This window comes from Stenotrophomonas sp. YJH_SMC_101-4, assembly GCF_059370395.1.
The window spans coordinates 756,714-774,714 of record NZ_JCAFTP010000001.1; the positions used below are offsets into that span (position 1 = coordinate 756,714).

Here is an 18,001-nt window from a genome sequence, read left to right on the forward strand (position 1 = left end):
GCAGGCCGTGTTTGACTGTGGGGCTGGCCGTGCGATTGAAAGCGCCGCCGGACTGCGATGTGCCCATTGTTGCCGCGTTCCTACCGTAAGGTCCCCGAACATGTCCGAGCAGAAGCCACCGCGTTACAAGCCGTACAACCAGCCGGCCGGTGGCTGGGGTGCCGCCGGTGCCACGGCCAAGGTGCTGCTGCAGCAAAGCGTGATCGGCAAAGGCTCGAAGGCGTTGCTGGCGATGAACCAGCCGGGTGGCTTCAAGTGCCCCAGCTGCGCGTTCCCCGACGCCGACGAACGCAAGAAGCTGGAGTTCTGCGAGAACGGCGCGAAGGCACTGGCCTGGGAAGCCACCCAGTTCCGCGCCGGCCGCGCGTTGTTCGCCCAGCACACCGTCACCGAACTGATGGCGCAGACCGACTACTGGCTGGAGATGCAGGGCCGGCTGACCGAGCCGATGCGCTACGACGCAGCCACCGACCACTACGTGCCGTGCAGCTGGGATGATGCCTTCGCGCTGATCGGCCGCCACCTGCAGGCGCTGGACAGCCCGCACCAGGCCGAGTTCTACACCTCCGGGCGCACGCCCAATGAAGCGGCGTTCCTGTATTCGATCTTTGTGCGCGAGTTCGGTACCAACAACTTCCCGGACTGCTCGAACATGTGCCACGAGCCGACCAGCCGCGGCCTGCCGCCGGCCATCGGGGTGGGCAAGGGCACGATCGTGCTGCAGGATTTCGAGCACGCCGAGGCGATCTTCGTGATCGGCCAGAACACCGGCACCAATTCACCGCGGATGATGAGCAACCTGGTCGAGGCGCGCAAACGCGGCATCCCGATCGTGGCGGTCAATCCGATGCCCGAGCGCGCGCTGATCCGCTTTGCCGAGCCGCAGGACGTGGTGCAGATGGCCACGTTCGGTTCGACCGAGATCACCAGCGAGTTCGTGCACATCCGTATCGGCGGCGACCTGGCTCTGATCAAAGGCATGATGAAGGTGATGTTCGAGCGCGAGGCGCAGGGCGAGCGCGTGCTCGACCATGATTTCCTGTCAGAACACACGGTGGGGCTGGAGGCGCTTCGCGAAGACGTGATGGCGCAGGACTGGGACGAGATCGTGCAGGTGTCCGGCATTTCGCAGGCGCAGATCCGACGCTGTGCGGAGATCTACATCCGCTCCAAGGCCACCGTGATCTGCTACGGCATGGGGCTGACCCAGCACCAGTATGGCTCGCGCCTGCTGCAGCAGGTCGCCAGCCTGCTGATGCTGCGCGGCAACTTCGGCAAGCCCGGTGCGGGCATCGGGCCGATCCGTGGGCATTCCAATGTGCAGGGCGACCGCACCGTCGGCATCGACGAGAAGCCCAAGCCGGCCTATCTGGACCGCGTGCAGCAGGTGTTCGGCTTCGATCCGCCGCGTGAGCATGGCCATCATGTGGTCGAATCCATCGAGGCGATGCTGGACGGCAGCGCCAAGGTGTTCATCGGCCTGGGTGGCAACTTCATCCATGCGGTGCCCGATACGCCTCGCGCGTATGAAGCGATGCGTGGGCTGGACCTGACCGTGGGCATCGCCACCAAGCTCAACCGCGGTCATCTTGTTCATGGCCGCGATGCGCTGATCCTGCCGGTGGTGGCGCGCTCGGAGCGCATCGTCACGCCGGCCGGCGAGCAGTTCGTCACCATCGAAGACGCGATGTCGAACGTGACCGCCTCGCGCGGCGTGCTCGAACCGGTCAGCACCGAGGTGCTGCCCGAGGTCGAGATCGTCTGCCGCATGGCGATGGCCGCACTGCCAGACAGCAAGGTCGATTGGGCGCGCTGCATGCACGACTATGCGCCCATCCGCGATCTGATCGCTGCGGTGTACCCGGAGATCTACACCGGCTTCAACGAGCGCATCCAGCAGCCACACGGCTTCCATCTGGACATTCCGCCGCGCCGCCGCGTCTGGCCCACGCCGAATGGCAAGGCCAACATCCTGGTGATGCCCGGCCTGGACGTGGACGATCCGGTGCACGATCCGGACATGTTGCGGTTGGCCACCGTGCGCTCGCACGACCAGTACAACACCACCATCTACAGCTACAACGACCGCTATCGCGGCGTGTACAACGATCGCATGGTGCTGTTCATGAATATCGAGGACCGGCTGGCGCGCGGACTGCAGAAGGAGGCGCTGGTCAGCCTGGAGACGATCAGCGGCGATGGCGTGCAGCGGCGCATCGAGGGCCTGACCGTGCTGGACTACCCGATGCCGCGCGGCGCGCTGGCCGGTTACTACCCCGAACTGAACCCCTTGCTTCCGCTGGACTACTACGACCGGATCAGCGGCACGCCCGCCGCCAAGTCGATTCCTGTGCGGGTGCGGGCGATGGCCGCGGCGATTGCGTAGCGCGCGCATCGGCTATCATCGGCGTGTGAACCTGCCTGGCCTGCTGCTGCGATGGATGCTGCTTGTCGCCCTGGTGCTGAATGCACCGGCGCTGGCGCTCGCCGCGTCTTCGTACAGCGGCCCGGCCAGCCAGGACCATTGCGTTGCACCGCATTCGGCGGCCATGGCCGGATGCTGCGACGATGCAGCATCAACGGTCTGCCAGAGCAATGAGTGCGAATGCCCGCCGGCCAGCCTCGGCATGCTCGCCTCCCTGAGCGGAACGCCCGCCTCGCCATGGCGTGAGGCGCCTTTGCCAGCCAGCGCCCAGCAACGCGCACCGCCGCCGTTGCCGGATCCGCTACGACCTCCCATCGTGTGATTCCCTGCAGGCCTCAAGTACCTGCCATAGCTGCTCGACTCATTCTCGACTCTGCCTGTGCCTTCGATGCGCAGGCAGCGGGCCGCGTTGCCCGCATCTGCAAAGGAATCAACACCATGAACCGTTCTCTCTCCCTCGGCCTGCTGCTGGGCACCGTGCTGGCCACCACCGCCTGCGCGCGTGCCGCTGAAGAATCCGCCGCCACGCCGGTTGCCAGCGACGCCCCTGCGGCACCGATCATGGCCGGTCCGTCGCAGGTGGATCCTGCACTGCCCATCGCCATCGTGCACAAGACTGCCAGCTGTGGCTGCTGCGGCATCTGGGTCGATCACCTGAAGGCCGAAGGCTTCCAGGTGGATGTGCGCGACACCGACGACATGAACCCGATCAAGGTCCGCCTGGGTGTACCGGTCGGCAAGGCCTCCTGCCACACCGCCGAGATCGGTGGTTACGTGGTTGAAGGCCACATTCCGGCCGAGGACATCAAGCGACTGCTGGCCGAGCGACCGGCGGTGCGCGGGCTTGTGCTGCCGGGAATGCCGGCCGGTTCGCCGGGCATGGAAATGCCCGACGGCTACGTGCAGCCGTACACTGTCGAGCTGGTGCGCACCGACGGCAGCACCGAGCCGTTTGCCCAGCACGGGCAGGGTGGCTGATGGTCGCAGGTGCCGGTCGCCCTGACCGGCACCTTCCCACGTGTCCTGTGTAGAGCCGAGCCCACGCTCGGCTGTCTTCTTCCGGCAAGCCGAGCGTAGGCTCGGCTCTACAGGATCAGCGGTGTGCCGCGGCTTCTCTGGCCAGCTGCGCGTCGAACGTCTTCTCGGCCCCATCCGCGTAGGCGCTGCAGGTCAGTGCCTTGGCGCCGGCCTTGCTGCGGGCGGCATAGTTCCAGTTGCTGGCACCCGGGTGCGGGGTCAGCAGCAGATCGCAGGGCAGGCCGCGCACGGTAGTGAAGCTGCGCTTGTAGTCCTCGATCAGGCGCGGATAGCGCGGGTTGCCCTCCAACTGGTAGCCCGGCGCGCTCAGGCTGTCGGCGTAGGCGATGCGCACCGGCTTGCCGTCGCGCGTATCGGTCCAGGTCCAGGCGGTGCTGCCCGGGGTGTGCCCCGGCATGAAGTGCGCGGTGAATGCGATGCCGCCCACCGTGACCACTTCGCCATCCATGATGATGCGGTCGGCGCTGGTGGGCGGATAGGTGATGCCGTCGCCAAAGTGCAGGTCGTTGCTGCCGCCGCGCGCCAGCAGCACCGCTGATTCGGCATTGGCCACCACGTGCGCGCCGGTGCGACGCTTGAGCTCGGCCACCGGGCCGGCGTGGTCGGCATGCGCATGGCTGAGCAGGATCAGTCGCAGGTCCCGCGGGGCCACGCCGCGCACCTTCATGTTGTCCAGCAGGTGGCCGGCCATCTGTGGCATGCCGCCGTCCAGCAGCACTGCGCCCTCGGCGGTCTGCACCAGCAGCGCGGTCAGGTTTTCGGTACCGATCTGCCAGGTGTGGTCGGCGATCTGCAGCGGTGCCATCGGCTGCAGCCAGGAGGTGTCCACGGTGTAGGCCCGCAGCTGCGGCAGTGGTGCCTCGGCGGCACTGGCGTGCGCGACCGGAACAGCAGCGGCCAGGGCGAAGGCGAGCAGGGAACAACGCATGGTTCACGTCCGTTTGAAGGAGGCCCAGAAACTAGCATGGGCCCCCTTCATCGCGTCTCGCATAGATTTCATGGCTCCCATAAGGGCGCCATGGATCAGTACCGGTACTGCCACCCCAGCGTCAGCACCCGGCCGCGGCCGGAGAAATAGCTCGGATTCGACGGCGTGGTCTGCGAGTAGTAGCTGATGTACTGCTTGTCCGCCAGGTTCTGCACGCCCAGCGTGAAGGCGTGCTTGTCCAGCGTATAGCGCGCGACCAGATCCAGAGTGGTGTAACCCTTGAACTCCGCCACCTGCGCGCCACGCAGGTCGAAATCACGGTCGAAGGCATGGCTGGCCTGCAGGCGCGTGCTGAGCTGCGGCGTCCAGCTCTGTTCCCAGAACGCGGTCAGCCGGTTCGGTGCGATGTTCACGCCGGCGAGGTCGCTGTCGAGACGACCGTCGACGTCGGCGTCGTAGCGGCCGTTGGCGCGCGCATAGCCCAGGCCAAGCCGGCTGTCGCCCAACCGCAGGCGCAGGTTGCTTTCAAAGCCTTCCACGCGGGTGGCCTGGCGCTGCACCGCATAGGCATCGATGCCCGGATCGTAGATCAGTACCGAGCCGAGCTTGGATTCGGAGGTGTAGTAGGCGATGTCGCCGCTGAAGCGGCCATCGTCGTACTCCAGGCCAATCTCGCGGTTGTCCGACACCACCGGTGACAGGTCGATTAGGCTGTCCACGCGTTGTCCGTCGCGGTTGATCGCGCGCAGCACGCGGCCGACGTCGGCCACGGTGTAGCCTTCCGAATAGGAGGCGTAGGCGTTGAGGCGGTCGTTGATGTACCAGACCGCGCCGAAGTTGGGCAGGGTCTCGCTCATGGTCGGCTTGCCGCCGGCTACCTTGCGTGCGCCGTAACGGGGCAGCGTGGTGTAGTCACCCACCTCCAGCTCGCCCTTCTCGTAACGCAGGCCGCCGGACAGCATCAGGTGATCGGTCGGCCACCAGTGCAGCTGCAGCAGCGGTGACAGGCTCTGGTAGGTGGTCTGCGGCACCCAGTTCATGCCACTGGCCAGCAGCACCTGGTGGGTGCGGTCGCGCAGGCCGTCCAGGCCCAGGGTCACGTCCAGCGTGGTGTCGGCGACGCGGGTCCAGCTCTGGGTCAGCTTGAAGCCGCGCTTGTCCGATTCGTTCTGGGTCTGGTCCCAGGCGGCGTTGGCGCCGGTGTTGCCCCACGGGTCCCACTGGCTGGCACCGTAGCGGCCTTCGAAATCCACCGCGAAGGCCTGCGCCTGGAAACGGCCACCGAGCAGGTCGGCGGCGCTGTAGTCCACCGTCAGCGAACGCGAGCGGTTCATCGGCGGATCGAGTGGCGTATCGCCGGGGACCGAAATGGTCGGGCGACCGGTCCGATAGTCACCGTTGATGGCCAGGTAGTTGTCCATCCCGCGCAGTTGGTAGCGGTTGGCCATGACCTGCAGGCGATGGCCCTCGGCAATGTTCCAGCCCAGCTTGGCGAACACGTTCGATGAGGTCGAGTCCATCAGCTCGCCCTGCGCGTTGGTGCCGATCGATCGGCCCTCGCCGTCGTGGTACAGGCCCTGCTTCTCATAGGCCAGGCCAGCCACCAGGTCGAACTGCTCGCCGCGCACGCCCACCAGGGCCGAGCCGCGCTGGCCATTGTCGTCGTGGCGGCTGGGCAGGGCAGCGCTGTAGCTGACGTTGGTGTCGAGCAGGAACGCGCCCAGCTCGCTGGGCGCACTGCGGGTGATGATGTTGACGATGCCGCCGGTGCCGCCGATGCCCTGCAGCGCGTTGGCGCCGTGGATGACCTCGATGCGTTCGATCATCGCCGGGTCGATGGTGTGCGAATCACGTGAGCCATCGCGCAGCGGCGTGGACTGCGGCACGCCGTCGACCATGTACAGGATGCCGCGGCCACGCAGGGTTTCGCCGTAGTTGGACATCTTTTCGCGCGCCGGGGCAAATGCCGGGATCTGTGACGACAGCACCCGCGACACATCCGAACCCAGCGCCAGCTGCTGGGCGATGTCCTCGCGGGTCAGCACCGTGATGGTATTGGGCATGGCGGTCTCGCCCTGCGGCATGCGCGCGGTCGAGGCCGAGACCGTAACGCGGGCCAGCGACGTCGTCGTGGCGGATGACGGCGCCGATGATGCGGCCCGGGCCGGGGTGCGCGGCTTCGCCGGCGCTGGCGCGGCACTCACCACGAACACACCCGGCGAACGTTCCTGCATCGCCAGGCCTTGCCCGGCCAGCAGCCGCTGCAGGGCCTCACGCGGGGTGTAGCGGCCATCAACAGCCGGGGCGCTGCGGCCGCTCACGCTGTCGGCGGCGAACAACAGCTGGATGCCACTCTGCCGCGCCAGCGAGTTGAGCGAAGCCTGCAACGGGCCGGCCGGCAGGTGCAGCTCGATGGGCGCTGACGCAGCGGTCTGCGCCGTGGCGGGCAGGGCCGCACACAGGCAGGCAGCGAGCAGGGTGGGGGCCAGCCGGCGCAGAGCGGCAGGCGGAACAGGGCGGGTCATGCGGGGGTCCTTCGGAAGGGTTCAAGCACTTGCCGGATGGGACGGCGCGCAACCCACCCTCGGTGTGGCATTCAATCGCGGGCGCGCAGATGCAGGCTGCCATCGGTGCCGGCATGCACCTGCACCGGCAGGATCTCGGGCAGCAGCGCGAGTACGGTCTCGGCGCGGTCGGCATCGAAGACGCCCGACACCTGCAGGGGCCCCAGCGCTGGGGCGTCCAGCACGATGGGACGGTCGTGATAGCGCTGCAGGATGCGCAGGACCTCGGTCAGTGGCATGCGGTCGAACTGCAGGCGTCCGGTGGTCCAGTCCGCCTGCTCTGGATCGATGGCTTCCGGAGGTGACAGCGAACCGCGCTGGGCCAGCAGGCGCTGCCCTGGCTTCAGCCGCTGTTCGCTGCCGCCCTCGTCGACGCGCACGCCGACCTCGCCGCGCCACAGTGTCACTTCGCTCAGTTCCCCCTGGCGGTCGACGTCGAACACCGTGCCGTAATTGCGCACGTGGACCGGGCCGGCATCCACCCCGAAGCGTCGCCAGGCCGAGTGCTGCACCTCGAAGCGTGCCCGCCCTTGTTCCAGCAGCACCTGCCGGGAGCGAAGATGGCGGCGCACCTGCACGCGGGTGCCTGCGTCCAGCTGTACCCGACTGCCGTCGACCAGGACGAGTTCACGGCGTTCGCCCACGCCGGTCTGGTAATCGCGGACCTGCCAGGCCGGGTCGGCCACGAGTACGGCGCCGGCCAGCACCAGCAACACGGGCAGTACCCGCTTCGCGCCGCCACCCCGGCGGCGCAGCGTTTCCGGGTCGGGCAGCGGAAAGCGTTGCTTCAGGGCGTCCCGATGCTGGTCCAGGATCTGGTCGGTGCTGGGGACTTCGGGTGGCGGCGGTGGTGCAGGTGCATCGCTCATTGCAGCGTGCCCTGCTGGCGGCAATCGGCCATGGCCAGCCGCAGGTGGCGCTCAACCGCCTTCAGGCCGATGCCCATGCGCTGCGCGACGTCGGCCTGCGGCAGCTCATGGATCTTGTGCAGGATGAAGACCTGCTGGCGCCGGCAGGGCATGCGCTCGATGGTCGCGCTCAGGCGCTGCAACGCCTGCTGTCCCTGCGCCTGCTGCTCGGGGCCTGGGTGTGGGCAGGTGTCATCGGGCAGTTCGGCGCGCGCCTCCACCCAGTGCCGGCGCAGATCCTCGGCGCGGCAGCGGTCCACCGCCGCATCGTGGGCGATGCGCCGCAGCAGCGCGATGGGTTGCCGTGCATCGTAGGCGGCCGGGCGTTCGAGCAGCCGCACGCAGACGTCGTGCACCACTTCACGGGCCAGCCCTGGCGAACGGAAACGGCAGCGCAGGTACTCCACCAGTTCCTCGTAGTGGCGCACCAGCGAGGACACCAGCGGCAGCGCAGGAGGGTGTGGGGAAGGCAGCTGGGACATCCGGACCGGAAGCAAGGACAAAGGGCGGGCACGGGGAGGGCATCCCTGCGCGATGACGCAATACTAATGGGAACCGTTCGCGTTTGCTATGTGGTTCGGGGATCGGGATTGTTCGGCGAGGCTGGAAAGTGAAACCACGATCATCGGCTGGAGCGCAGAATCGGCCGCGGCTAGCCTGCCAGCAGGCTCAAGGAGATGGACCATGCACGTGCTTCTGGTGATGGTGGGTGGGGTGCTGTTGTTGGGGGTGTTCCTGCTCTTCGGGCGGCTGTGGAGCGTAGGCCAGTCACAGCTGCCCACGGCCCTGATCGCGTTCATCGCCACCTGGCTGCTGGTGACGGTGGCCAACATGTGGGTGGGCGTGAGCAGGGCCGGCTACGCCGTCCGGGAGGAGCTGCCGATCCTGCTGCTGGTGTTCGCCGTGCCGGCCTTGCTGGCCGCTCTGCTGTACTGGCGCCTGGCGCGCTGAAGGACGGCCATGAGCACACGACTGCGACTGCCTGCCCTGCGCCAGCGCGATGGCCACCACGCCCGCGTGACCTACGAAGAGCTGTTCTTCGACCTCGTCTACGTGTTTGCGGTTACCCAGCTCAGCCACCATCTGCTGCATCACCTGGACCTGGCCGGCGTCATGCAGACGCTGGTGCTGTGGTTCGCGGTCTGGCTGGGCTGGCAGTACGCCTGCTGGGTCAGCAACTGGTTCGATCCGGAGGCGCCACGCATCCGCAGCCTGCTGTTCGTCACCATGCTGCTGGCGCTGCTGATGTCCTCGTCCATTCCCGAGGCCTTCGCTGAACGCGCCTGGGTCTTCGCGGGGGCCTACGCCACCATGCAGGTCGGGCGCACGGTGTTCGTGCTGCTGGAGGTCGGGCGCAACCATCCGCTGGCGCCCAATTTCCGCCGCATGTTGGCGTGGGTGAGCGTGTCGGCCTGCTTCTGGCTGGCCGGCGCTGCAGCCGAGGGCAATCTGCGCCTGGCGTTGTGGGCGGTGGCGGTGGCCTGCGAGTACATCTCGCCGATGTTCGGTTTCGCGTTTCCGGGGTTGGGCCGTTCGCACACCCGCGAGTGGACCATCGAAGGCGGGCACCTGGCCGAGCGTTGCCAGCTGTTCGTCATCGTCGCCCTGGGTGAGACGTTGTTGGCCACTGGCGGCGTGCTCAGCGAGGTCGAGCACTGGAGCGGCGATGTGGTCTCGGCGGTGCTGGCCACCTTCGCCGGCACCATCGCCATGTGGTGGCTGTATTTCGGCATTTCCAGCCGCGATGCCAGCGCGGCGATCACCCATTCCGAGGACCCCGGGCGGATGGGGGCCAACTTCCACTACGTGCATGCGCTGCTGATCGCCGGCATCATCGCCAGCGCGGTCGGCAATGATCTGGTCATGGACCATCCTGGCGCAGACGTCAGCGGGGTGTACGCCACCGTGATGGTGGCGGGCCCGCTGATCTACCTGCTGGGCAGCGCCCTCTACAAGCGCGTGGTCTATGGGCACGCGCCGCGCTCGCACGTGCTGGGCGCCGCCGCGCTGCTGATGCTGGGCCTGGTGTTGCCCTGGATGCACCTGCTGGCCGCCGGATGGCTGACCAGCCTGGTGCTGTTGGGCGCGGGTTGGCTGGAGACCCGTTGCAAACGCGGACTGCCGGCACGCGAATAAGGCATTCGCGTCCATACCTGACGTTGTCGGCCTGGTGCCGACAGCACTTTCGCCCTGAAAGGCGGGCTGGCCCCGGTTTAGGCCCGGTCCTAGAGTAATTGGTGACCCCTGCGGACATGCTGCCATCCCTCCCCATGGCAGACGCCGGCACGTCGCACCTCCAATGACTACCCTGGCCCCGCCCGCAGTCGAATCGCGTGAGGCGAATAGCACACTGACAAATTCGGAAGCCCGCCTGGCGGGCATGACCCTGCTGCGGCGCTACCAGCGCCGCCTGCTGTTTACCGGTGCCGGCCTGATCAGCGCTGGACTGCTGTGCGCGGCGCTTGGGCTGGCGGTCACCCATGCCGCGCGCTACCACGACGAACGGGTGCAGGGCCTGGAGCGGGCGCGTAGCGCGCTGGTCGAGGCCATCGAACAGCGTCGCACCAGCGATATCCGTCTCACCAACATGGCCGAGTACGCGTGGAAGCACCCCATGGAGGTTGCGGCTGGGGAGATGGCGCGGCGCCGGGAGCTGTTTCTGGCCGGTGGCGAGCGGCTGATGCTGGCTGCCGATCCGCAAAGTGCGCCGCAGATGGCGCTGGGGATGGGTACCTCCCGCTGGGCAGGTACGGAGATCGATCGCTACCTGCAGCTGAGTACCTCGTTGTCGTTGATCGTTCGGCTCACACGTGTCCACAGCGATGGCGCATCGCGTCCGGCGGCGTTCTTCTTCGACCCGAGCGGGCACTACCTGTCATTGGGTGAAGGATTGACCGAGCGCAGCCTCAAGCATGCATTGGGTGTGGAGGATCGGGGCGAGGTGTTCAGCCGCCTGCGCGAACAGGCCGGGTTGCTCGCGCCAGCATCGAACGACGACGGGCTTCCGACATTGCAGGCTCTCACCGAAGGCGCGCGCCTGCAGTTGCGGTTCAACCGCCATCCGCTGACTGGAGAACCTTCGCTGGTCGCCACCTCGTTCGCACTTGACGACGGCAGGCCGGTGGCCGCCTTTGTCACCTTCGAGCCTGCTTCACGGCTGCAACGGGCGCTGCGGATGGCCGGTGGTGGCAGCCCGGCGCTGATGACGCCCAGGGGCGAATGCCTGCTGACGGCCGTCGGAAGCTGCCAGGCAGATAGGGACCCGGGATCGCACCATGCGTCTCCAAGAGTGTCGGCAGGGGTCACCAGCAGCCTTGATCAAGGGATGGGGCGGTTCCGTTTGACAACTACAGTGCCTGGCACGAACTGGCTGCTGGTAGACACCTACACGTTGTCCTCGATGTTGTCCTCGGCCTACGGATCTGTGATGGCAGCGACGCTTGTGCTGGTTGCGTTGCTGGCTGCTGTATGGATCCTGGCCGGATGCCTGGACCGACGCTCTTTCAAGCCGCTATTCGAACAGACCCAGCAGTTGCTCAGCGACGACCAGCTGTTGGTGTCGATGATGGCATCGGGAGTGGCAGGACTCTGTACGCTGGGCGGGCAGGGCGTTGACGTTCTGGGGCAGAACTCCATCATGGCCACCTATGCGGAGCGCTATGCCCAATCCGGCATGACTCTCCATGAGCGACTATGGAAAGAGCATGGCCTGCGCGTGCGCGAGGCGGGGACCATTGTCGAGTTCGAGATTCCACTGGACGATGACCTAGACGGTGAGCCGCAGTTGCTGCTGGTCCGCGCGCGCGCGAGCGAGCACCAGGGGGCGGCAATCCTCCATGTGGCGGCCTGTGACATGTCGTTGCGCGCGGCGATGGAGCGGCGCGAGGTGCGTGCGCGCCGTCACGCCGAGGCCGAGAACCGTGCCAAGTCCAGCTTCCTCGCCGCCATGACCCATGAAATCCGTACGCCGCTGTTCGGCATGCTGGGGCACCTGGAGCTGCTTGAGCGTTCCGGCCTGGATACCTCGCAGCGCGCCCGCTCGCTGCGGGTTCGCGAATCGGCTGACTCGCTGCTGGACATCGTCAATGACGTGCTGGACCTGACCCGCATCGAATTCGGCCAGATGAACATCGTGCAAACGCTGTTCGAGCCTGCACAACTGCTCGAACGCGTCGCACTGCTGTACGCGCCACTGGCCCAAGCCAAGGGGCTTGATCTTGACTACGTGGTCGGCCCCACGGTACCGGCATGCTGCGTGGGGCCTGAAGAAGCGCTGGAGCGCGTGCTGCGCAATCTGGCCAGCAACGCTGTGAAGTTCACCCGTTCCGGACGGGTGCAGTTGCGCGTTGCCTGCACGAGCCAGAGCGGCGTGCCTGCGGCGCTGCGCTTCGAGATCGCCGATTCGGGGATCGGTCTGGACGCCGTCCAGCGGCAGCGCCTGTTCCAGCCTTTCACCCAGGCCGACGAGACCATCCAGGGGCGCTTCGGTGGCTCGGGCCTGGGGTTGTCGTTGTGCCGGCAATTGTGCGATGCGATGCAGGGTTCGATCGCGGTGGACAGTACTCCGGACGTGGGCAGCCTCTTCACTGTCGAGGTTCCCGTGGAGAAGGTCGCACGTCCGTTGGCGCCGCGCCCGCTGAGAGGCATGGGGGTTGCGCTGCTGGCGGCACCGCCCAGCTGGCGTGGTGAGATGGTCCGCTGCTTGCGTGAGTGGGGATGCTCCCCTCAGGCATACTGCTCCGTCGAGGAGTGGTTGGGCGCGTCGCGGGACACCGAGGTCCGCATCGTGTTCGAAAAGGCTGGGGCGCCGCTGACGGAGCCCTGTGCAGTTGATGGCCCGCTGGTGCGCATCCGCGTGGACGGACCGCTGCATCCGGTACGCGAAGGTCAGGCCTGGGTGCTGTCCAGCTATGCCAGTGCAGCCCTGCGGGCCCTGCTGGAAGAGATCCGCGACGGTCGGGCAGTGATGCCTCTGGCGGCCCTCCAGGCCTTGGGCTAGAGTCGCAAAGGGCTTGCCGATGCACTCTGAAAGGATCCACTGTGCCTTTACCTGACGCACACAACGCCCGCCCAATTGGCTCGCGGGATCAGTACATCCGCGACTTGCAGCGTGTGCGGCGCCGCCTGCTGTTCGGTGGCGGCGGACTGATCAGCGTGCTGGTGCTGCTGGCGGCGATGATCACCTTGATGGCAGGCGTGCAGGACTTCCACGCACGCCAGCATCGCGCCTTCATGGCCGCACAGTCCACTGCGGATTTCTTCCTCCTGCAGCGGGACCGAGCCTATGCCGGTGCCATCAACAGCAATGACGCGATGTGGGCCGAGCAGCGCCAGCTGCTGGAGATGAAAGGCCAGCGATTCCTGCAGTCGTTCCAGCAGCGGGACGGCGAGGTCTTGGTAACGGCCGGCGGTCCGACGGCTGTACCGTGGCTGGTGCTGGCCTTGCCCGGACATGAGCTGCCGGCTCACGAACTTGCCGCCTATCTGGGCATGATCGAGCTGTACTCTGCCTACACTGCGACTACCGTGACCTCGCTGGAATCGGGTGAGGAGCTCGCCCTTTATGCATACGAGCCCAAGGGCCGCCTGATTGCCTTCGCCGGGATGCGCGACGAAACCCAGTTGCTGCAGACGTTGCGTGTCACCAGCCGTGAGCAGGCCTTTGCACGCCTGCTGAAGGAAGAGGCAGGGGTGCGACAGTCGGTGCCGCTGCCTGGGCCGGTCCAAAGCGCCACCGCCGGGCACCGCCTGCTTTCTCGCTATGGAATCAATCCTCTCAACGACCGACCCTCACTGGTGGGTGTGCTAACCATGGCGGAAGGGCGTGTGCCGTACTTCCGTCGCGTGTCATTTGAACCCGTGGACAGCATCGCGGCGCGACTGCAGGCTGGGCAGCATGGCGACTTTCTGATCATCGCCAATGACGGTACGGTCGTGCTCAGAAGCGGGGGCATCGATGCGGCTGACGGTGCAGCGCTTGCACGGTGGGTGAAATCCCAGTCCGGTGATCTTGGCCAGCGCTCCCTGGTAGAAGGGCGATTTGTGGTGGGCGGCCCATTGCAGGGGGTCGACTGGTGCCTTGTACATGTATACGGCTGGCATGATCTATGGCGGGACCAGTGGCAGGACATGCTGTGGAAAATGCTGATCGCACTCAGCATCCTGTCGGCGCTCTGGTATGTGTTGCTGCGCATGGATCATCGACTGTTCGCACCCGCGCTGGCTGATGCGCGGCGGATCACCGAAAGCGAGGCACTGAGTCGCATCATCATCGAGACCTCGCCGGTAGGGTTGGCATTGGTCTCCATGGCGAATGGCCAGCCGTTGCTGCAGAACGGCCTGGCCCGGGGCCTGGCCTATTCGGCCGACGACGCTGGCGAACCGGTGCCTGCGCTGTATCGCCAGCTGGCTCACTGGGCCAAGCCGGAAGAGGATAGCCAGCACCTGCAGTTCCAGTGGCCGGAAACCGCCGCGACCGGTATCGCGCAGAGGCAGTTGGAGGTCGGTCTGGCCCGCGCGACCTACAACGGCCAGCCGGTGTGGGTCTGTGCGCTGCATGACGTTACCTCGCAGGTGGAACTGGAAGAGAACCTGCGCCATGCCCGACAGGATTCCGAGGCTGCGCGGCACGCAGCCGAGGCTGCTTCACGGGCGAAGACCGCGTTTGTGGCCAACATGAGCCATGAGATCCGCACGCCACTCAATGGTGTGCTGGGGCACCTGGAACTGCTGGCCAGAGCCTCCTTGCCCATCGAGCAGCGAGAGCGTGTGGATCGCATCCGCCATTCCGCGGATGCCCTGATGAGCATCATCAGCGATGTGCTCGATTTCTCCAAGATCGAAGCTGGACAGCTGGACATCGAGTCGACGCAGTTCGCCTTGCGGCCGCTGATCGAGCGCTGTGCGCTGTTGTTCGCGCCTTCGGCGCAGCAGAAGGGGCTGAAGCTGCTCCACTCGCTGGACGCGGCGACAGGTCTCGAATGTGTTGCCGACGCTCATCGCATCAGCCAGATCCTGAACAATCTGGTCAGCAACGCAATCAAGTTCACCGAGTCTGGCCGCGTTCTGGTACAGGCCAGCCTGCGCCAGGGCAACGAGGCTGACGCCGGCCAGTTGCTGATCCGGGTCGTCGATTCGGGCATTGGTATCAGCGAAGCCCAGGCAAGCCAGCTGTTCCAACCCTTCCAGCAGGCCGACGCCAGTGTCTCGCGCCGTTACGGGGGCAGCGGCCTCGGCCTTGCGCTGTGCAGTGAGCTGGCCACTGCCATGGGCGGGCAGATCAGCCTGGAAAGCACGCCAGGTGTGGGTAGCGTGTTCGCGCTCACCCTGCCGGTGGAGACCACTGAGGTGGAGGAGGCCAGCGCTGACGCATTGGCGGGGCAGGCGGTCACGCTGCTGTCGGCCACTGCAGAGTGGCGTAATGAAATGACTCGCCTGTTGACCGGATGGGGGGCTTGGGTGGAGGCCATCGAACGGCCATCGTCCCTCGCCACTGCCGCGGCCGGAGCCGTGTTGCTGATCGTGGGCGATGACGCTGCCTGGGACCCGGCTGAGCTCCAGCACCTGGCTTCCCTGCATGGCAGGGTGGTGCACGCGCATGCGGCGGGGCCACTCAGCGTCGAGCCCGATGGGCAGCGCACGGTCGTCACTATCTACTCAAGCGAGGTCCTGCTGCACGCACTGGCTGGACTGATCGAACGCCGGAAGACGATCGACGGCGGATCCAGGCGGCCTCAGGTTCAGGCAGCGACGGCGGGCGCGTTGTTGTTGGTGGAAGACAATGCCATCAATCGTGAACTCATCCAGCAGCAGCTGGATGAGTTGGGCTATACCGTGGAGGTTGCAGAGAACGGGCAGCTGGCATTGTCTGTTTGGCGAAGCAACGCGTTCGCCGCCGTGCTGACCGATATCAACATGCCGGTCATGAATGGGTATCAGTTGGCTCGCGCGCTGCGTGACCGCGGCGAGACGCTACCGATCCTGGCAATCACCGCCACGGCGTTGGCGAGCGAGCGCCAGCGATGCCGCGAGGCCGGCATCGACGATCTGCTGCTCAAGCCGCTTACCCTGAAACGGCTGCAGGAGGCCTTGCAGATCTATCTCGCCGGCCCCGTCGCCACGGTGCCGACGCCGGGAGAGATGCCGGCGGAGCCTGAAGGCGCAGTAATGAAGCGCCTGTTGCCGGAGAAAGTCCGGCGGGTATTCGTCGAAAGTGCGCGCAATGACCTGCGTGCATTGCACGAGGCCAGGCACAAGCGCGATGATGCCGCGCTGCTTGACTGCATCCATTCGCTCAAGGGCGCATTGCTGATGATGGGCGAGCGCTTGCTTGGCCAACGCGCCAGCGAGATTGAACACGAACTGCGCAAGGGGCAACGACCCGCCGACGCCGCGCTCGATGGTCTGGTGTCTGATCTGCAGGTATTGGCCAACCAATATGAAAGTAGCTTGCGTGAGCAGAACCGCGATGTACGTTGATCGCCACGATGTCCATCGATTGGATTCAATCGATGTCGGAAGCTCCGCGCAGGCCAAGCTCCTCGGCAAGCTTGAACAGGTCCGCATCCTTGTCGACACCCAGCTTGGCCATTCCCGAAACCTTCTGCGTGCTGATGGTCTGTTTACGCCGATCCAGATGTGCAGCGATCTCATTGATGCCCATGCCGCTCACATACAGCCGCAGCACCTCACGCTCTTTCGTCGACAGTGGGCGCGCAGGGCGCGAAGACCCGCGTTTGGGCAGAAGATCATTGATGCTGGGCGACAGATAGCGTCGGCGCGCATGAGCTGCCAGCACCGCAGAACTGACGTGCTGCAGGTCGTCGGCCTTGCTCAGCAGATGCTGCACGCCAGCGCTGTGCAGCGCCTGCAGAAGCCCCGGCTGATCCAAACCGGTCAGCACGATGATAGGCAGTTCAGGGTAGCGCTTGGACAGCAGTCCAATCAGCGCCAAGCCATCCCCGTGGCGGCCCCCAGGCATTGCGTAGTCGGTGACCAGCACATCGCATGGCGTGCTATCCAGCAGTTCCAGCAGGGCGGTGGAGTTGGCCACGCTACCCACGCATTCGATCATCGGCGTTTCATCCAGCGCGGCCTCAACGCCCAGCCGGATCACCGGATGATCGTCAGCCACGATGACGCGGATGCGAGGTGTGCTCATGCAGTGCTTTCTCCCAGTCGGCCCCAGGCGCCGCTGAACGCTTGGCGACACTATATGGCAAGCAATGGCCCTTTCCCAACCCATTCATCGAGCAATTGGCATGAAGATTCGTACCCTGGTCATTGATGACCATCCCGTCGTTCTGGCCGGCATCGAATGCATGCTGCACTCCATGCCCGAAGTGCAGTTGGTCGGCGAGGCACTGGACTCGACCGCAGCCGTGCGAGTCCTCAGCAGGCAGCGAGTGGATGCGGTCGTGACCGACTTCTCCATGCCGCAGGGTCGCTATGGCGACGGTGTTACGTGGCTGAGGTTTCTGCAACGACGCTTTCCGTCGTCCCGCATTGTGGTGATGACGGGTATCGAGAGCGCGATAGTCATGACCAGCATCCGGGCTGCCGGCGTGTACTGCATCATCAGCAAGGCCGATCCTGAGCTGCACCTGCTGCCAGCACTGAAGGCGGTGATGCGGGGCGAGGACTACTTGTCTCCAGCCATTCGGCAGGTGCTCGATCGTGTGCCCCTGATAGAGAACGTCGGTGATTCAAAGGGCTTGTCCAAGCGCGAATCCGAAGTGCTGCGCATGTACGCCGAGGGTATGTCCGTGGCACAGATCGCCGACCGGGTAGGCCGCAGCCGCAAGACCATCAGTTCGCAGAAGCAGGCAGCGATGCGCAAGCTCAACCTGCAGCAGGATGCCGACCTGTTTGCATATGCGGTCACGCACGGACTGGTCAGTTCCGCGCAGGTGGCGCGGAGTGACCGCCACGAAGATCTTGGTGATGCCTGATCGAGAATCAGACCATGACCGATGGACGGGCGCCGCCAGTTCCGTAGGGTGGAAGTCGACATCCGAATGCTCACAAGGTGCCGATGTGCATGCAAGTTCCGATGAACGCATAGAAGATCTTATGCTGGGCTTTTCCCGGCTCTCGCCAGGCCAGCAGAAGAAATTCTTGGACTCGCTCAACCTGTACA

At 65.8% G+C, this 18,001-nt stretch carries 12 protein-coding genes; 7 read left to right on the forward strand and 5 right to left on the reverse strand.

Features of this window, described 5'->3' with window-relative positions:
• Positions 1–100: 100 nt before the first annotated feature.
• Entirely contained in the window at positions 101–2,386 is a 2,286-nt protein-coding gene (locus AC5P8D_RS03550; protein ID WP_495203077.1) for an FdhF/YdeP family oxidoreductase, read from the forward strand.
• A gap of 477 nt (positions 2,387–2,863) precedes the next feature.
• On the forward strand, positions 2,864–3,403 hold the full coding sequence (locus tag AC5P8D_RS03555) for a DUF411 domain-containing protein (RefSeq protein ID WP_100051404.1): 540 nt from the start codon (positions 2,864–2,866) through the stop codon (positions 3,401–3,403).
• A gap of 115 nt (positions 3,404–3,518) precedes the next feature.
• Here the strand turns inward: AC5P8D_RS03555 and blaL1 are convergent, their stop codons facing one another.
• The 4 genes from blaL1 to AC5P8D_RS03575 form a co-directional block, all read right to left on the reverse strand.
• Positions 3,519–4,391, reverse strand: a complete 873-nt coding sequence (gene blaL1, locus AC5P8D_RS03560; protein WP_495203078.1) for a L1 family subclass B3 metallo-beta-lactamase — start codon at positions 4,389–4,391, stop codon at positions 3,519–3,521.
• Positions 4,392–4,486: 95 nt separating this feature from the next.
• Positions 4,487–6,916, reverse strand: a complete 2,430-nt coding sequence (locus tag AC5P8D_RS03565; RefSeq protein ID WP_159360218.1) for a TonB-dependent receptor — start codon at positions 6,914–6,916, stop codon at positions 4,487–4,489.
• 71 nt (positions 6,917–6,987) lie between these two features.
• Positions 6,988–7,824, reverse strand: coding sequence for a FecR family protein (locus tag AC5P8D_RS03570; protein WP_495203079.1), 837 nt, complete (start codon positions 7,822–7,824; stop codon positions 6,988–6,990).
• Positions 7,821–8,345: an RNA polymerase sigma factor gene (locus AC5P8D_RS03575; RefSeq protein ID WP_159360217.1), complete on the reverse strand. Its 525-nt coding sequence runs from the start codon at positions 8,343–8,345 to the stop codon at positions 7,821–7,823. The genes AC5P8D_RS03570 and AC5P8D_RS03575 overlap by 4 nt, the downstream gene beginning before the upstream one ends.
• A gap of 202 nt (positions 8,346–8,547) precedes the next feature.
• On the opposite strand from AC5P8D_RS03575, the gene AC5P8D_RS03580 reads away from it, so the two are divergent.
• The 4 genes from AC5P8D_RS03580 (at position 8,548) to AC5P8D_RS03595 (ending at position 16,341) form a co-directional block, all read left to right on the forward strand.
• Positions 8,548–8,814 carry a hypothetical protein gene (locus AC5P8D_RS03580; protein ID WP_043396094.1) on the forward strand — a complete coding sequence of 89 codons (267 nt, stop codon included), beginning with the start codon at positions 8,548–8,550 and terminating at the stop codon, positions 8,812–8,814.
• A gap of 9 nt (positions 8,815–8,823) precedes the next feature.
• Positions 8,824–9,999 carry a low temperature requirement protein A gene (locus tag AC5P8D_RS03585; protein ID WP_329758916.1) on the forward strand — a complete coding sequence of 392 codons (1,176 nt, stop codon included), beginning with the start codon at positions 8,824–8,826 and terminating at the stop codon, positions 9,997–9,999.
• A gap of 244 nt (positions 10,000–10,243) precedes the next feature.
• A complete protein-coding gene (locus AC5P8D_RS03590; protein ID WP_329758918.1) occupies positions 10,244–12,862 on the forward strand; it encodes a sensor histidine kinase in 2,619 nt (872 codons plus the stop codon).
• Between the two features lie 41 nt (positions 12,863–12,903).
• Entirely contained in the window at positions 12,904–16,341 is a 3,438-nt protein-coding gene (locus AC5P8D_RS03595; protein WP_329765732.1) for a hybrid sensor histidine kinase/response regulator, read from the forward strand.
• 25 nt (positions 16,342–16,366) lie between these two features.
• Here AC5P8D_RS03595 and AC5P8D_RS03600 read toward each other — a convergent pair whose 3' ends face one another.
• Complete coding sequence (locus AC5P8D_RS03600; protein WP_236565032.1) at positions 16,367–16,996, reverse strand: response regulator; 630 nt, start codon at positions 16,994–16,996, stop codon at positions 16,367–16,369.
• A gap of 127 nt (positions 16,997–17,123) precedes the next feature.
• Between AC5P8D_RS03600 and AC5P8D_RS03605 the strand changes: the two genes are divergently transcribed.
• The gene (locus tag AC5P8D_RS03605; protein WP_159360213.1) at positions 17,124–17,813 is read left to right on the forward strand and encodes a response regulator; all 690 of its coding nucleotides are present in this window, start codon (positions 17,124–17,126) and stop codon (positions 17,811–17,813) included.
• Positions 17,814–18,001: the final 188 nt, after the last annotated feature.

Excerpts from the sequence above, each read along its gene's own strand:
- AC5P8D_RS03555 (WP_100051404.1), top strand. The coding sequence starts at position 2,864 with ATGAACCGTTCTCTCTCCCTCGGCCTGCTGCTGGGCACCGTGCTGGCC.
- AC5P8D_RS03570 (WP_495203079.1), bottom strand. The coding sequence starts at position 7,824 with ATGAGCGATGCACCTGCACCACCGCCGCCACCCGAAGTCCCCAGCACC.
- AC5P8D_RS03565 (WP_159360218.1), bottom strand. The coding sequence starts at position 6,916 with ATGACCCGCCCTGTTCCGCCTGCCGCTCTGCGCCGGCTGGCCCCCACC.
- AC5P8D_RS03605 (WP_159360213.1), top strand. The coding sequence starts at position 17,124 with ATGAAGATTCGTACCCTGGTCATTGATGACCATCCCGTCGTTCTGGCC.
- AC5P8D_RS03580 (WP_043396094.1), top strand. The coding sequence starts at position 8,548 with ATGCACGTGCTTCTGGTGATGGTGGGTGGGGTGCTGTTGTTGGGGGTG.
- AC5P8D_RS03575 (WP_159360217.1), bottom strand. The coding sequence starts at position 8,345 with ATGTCCCAGCTGCCTTCCCCACACCCTCCTGCGCTGCCGCTGGTGTCC.
- blaL1 (WP_495203078.1), bottom strand. The coding sequence starts at position 4,391 with ATGCGTTGTTCCCTGCTCGCCTTCGCCCTGGCCGCTGCTGTTCCGGTC.
- AC5P8D_RS03585 (WP_329758916.1), top strand. The coding sequence starts at position 8,824 with ATGAGCACACGACTGCGACTGCCTGCCCTGCGCCAGCGCGATGGCCAC.
- AC5P8D_RS03550 (WP_495203077.1), top strand. The coding sequence starts at position 101 with ATGTCCGAGCAGAAGCCACCGCGTTACAAGCCGTACAACCAGCCGGCC.
- AC5P8D_RS03590 (WP_329758918.1), top strand. The coding sequence starts at position 10,244 with ATGACCCTGCTGCGGCGCTACCAGCGCCGCCTGCTGTTTACCGGTGCC.